The organism is Pseudarthrobacter sp. 01T43 (assembly GCF_056398665.1).
Genome location: NZ_JBFTPV010000063.1, coordinates 1 through 1,478, shown reverse-complemented (window position 1 = coordinate 1,478; position 1,478 = coordinate 1). Strand labels below are relative to the sequence as shown.

The window sequence follows — 1,478 nt, the reverse complement described above, 5'->3', positions numbered from 1 at the left end:
CGGATTGGGGTCTGCAACTCGACCCCATGAAGTCGGAGTCGCTAGTAATCGCAGATCAGCAACGCTGCGGTGAATACGTTCCCGGGCCTTGTACACACCGCCCGTCAAGTCACGAAAGTTGGTAACACCCGAAGCCGGTGGCCTAACCCTTGTGGGGGGAGCCGTCGAAGGTGGGACCGGCGATTGGGACTAAGTCGTAACAAGGTAGCCGTACCGGAAGGTGCGGCTGGATCACCTCCTTTCTAAGGAGCACCATTATCGCCCTTCTTCCTTCCGCATGGTTGGTTGGGGGTGTGTGGAAGCAAAGCCCATTGCGCAGGCGTCTGTTCTGCGGTGGGTGCTCATGGGTGGAATATCAGCAGATAGCGGCCGGGTGGTTTCTTTCCCGCGTTCAGTACGGATGTCCTGTCATTTTTGTGGTGGGGTGTTGTGGAACGGTGCGGGTGGGGGGTTGTCCGGTTTTCGTGTTTGGCACACTGTTGGGTCCTGAGGCAACAGGGCCGTCGGGGGGTGCGTGGCCTGTGTGGGTTGCGTGGTTCCGGGCGGGTTTGTGTGTTTCTGGTTTCCTGGCTGCATTTCTTCGTGTGTTCCCGGTCGTCCCTTTGGGGGTGGCGGGGGTGCGGGGGGTGTGTGGTACGGGGTTGTTGTTTGAGAACTACATAGTGGACGCGAGCATCTAGGCACGCGCATGGTCATTGCCTCTTGTGGGGTGGTGGGGTGTGTGTGTCTTACAGCAATTTCTTTTTATGAACCCGGCCCTTTCGGGGGTTTGGTTCTCTCGAGAAGTTTTTTGATCTTGTGTGGTCAAGTTTTTAAGGGCACACGGTGGATGCCTTGGCATTAGGAGCCGAAGAAGGACGTAGGAATCTGCGATAAGCCTGGGGGAGTTGATAACCGAACGGTGATCCCAGGATGTCCGAATGGGGAAACCCCGCCAGACGCGTTTTGCGTGATCTGGTGACCCGCATCTGAACACATAGGGTGCGTGGGGGGAACGCGGGGAAGTGAAACATCTCAGTACCCGCAGGAAGAGAAAACAAGAGTGATTCCGTTAGTAGTGGCGAGCGAACGCGGATGAGGCTAAACCGTTCCATGTGTGATAGCCGGCGGGCGTTGCATGGGCGGGGTTGTGGGACTTTCCGTACTGGTTCTGCCGGACCGGTGGGGTGAGAGTGCAGGCATAGGTGAACGGTCTTGAAAGGCCGGCCGGAGAGGGTGTTAGCCCCGTAACCGTAATGTTGTGTGCCGCCTGGAGAGGATCCCAAGTAGCACGGGGCCCGAGAAATCCCGTGTGAATCTGTCAGGACCACCTGATAAGCCTAAATACTTCCTAATGACCGATAGCGGACCAGTACCGTGAGGGAAAGGTGAAAAGTACCCCGGGAGGGGAGTGAAACAGTACCTGAAACCGTGTGCTTACAATCCGTCGGAGCCAGTCTGATTCTGGTGACGGCGTGCCTTTTGAAGAATGAGCCTGC

2 rRNA genes are annotated in these 1,478 nt (G+C 57.0%); both read left to right on the top strand.

Annotated elements, in window-relative coordinates:
* Positions 1 to 242: ribosomal RNA gene (locus AC1DIM_RS19740) — 16S ribosomal RNA — on the top strand; the annotation flags it as partial.
* 560 nt (positions 243 to 802) lie between these two features.
* Positions 803 to 1,478, top strand: a 23S ribosomal RNA gene (locus AC1DIM_RS19735); the annotation flags it as partial.